General features: G+C 41.2%; 1 protein-coding gene. It reads left to right on the forward strand.

The window, feature by feature from the left end:
• On the forward strand, positions 1–510 hold a 510-nt coding region (locus HMPREF2613_RS06305), incomplete at both ends, for a discoidin domain-containing protein (RefSeq protein ID WP_148129944.1).

Consider the following 510-nt stretch of genomic DNA (forward strand, 5'->3'; position numbering starts at 1 on the left):
CTGTCGCAACCCACTTGGTACGTTATGTTCGTCTTGTTAATAAAACAGACCAAGAACAGGCTGTTCCATCAACTTCTCTCCTTGTAACGACTAAAGAAGTGCAACCAACCAAACTAGAATCTACAACTATGGGCATTCATCCAACATATGGAAGTAATGATGTTCGTAAGATTAATAACCTAGATCAATTGTTTGATGGTGTGTACAACAACTTCGTTGAGTTTTCAGACTATGCCCATAAAGATGGCCATGTAACCTTAAAACTTGGTAGCGAACGCACTATCAAGAAGATCAGAGCCTACATCCAAGATGGAACTCAAAACTATCTTCGTGATGGTAAAATCCAAGTCAGCCAAGACGGTAAAACTTGGACAGATGTTGTGACAGTGGGAGATGGTGTAGCCAATAGTACACACGATGATTCATTGACAGATGGTTGGACACATGATTCTAAGATGCCAGGAAATCGTTACATCGAGGGTGAATTGACGACACCAGTCAAAGCCAACT

The sequence above is a fragment of the Streptococcus sp. HMSC070B10 genome (assembly GCF_001808665.1).
Taxonomy (GTDB): Bacteria; Bacillota; Bacilli; order Lactobacillales; family Streptococcaceae; genus Streptococcus.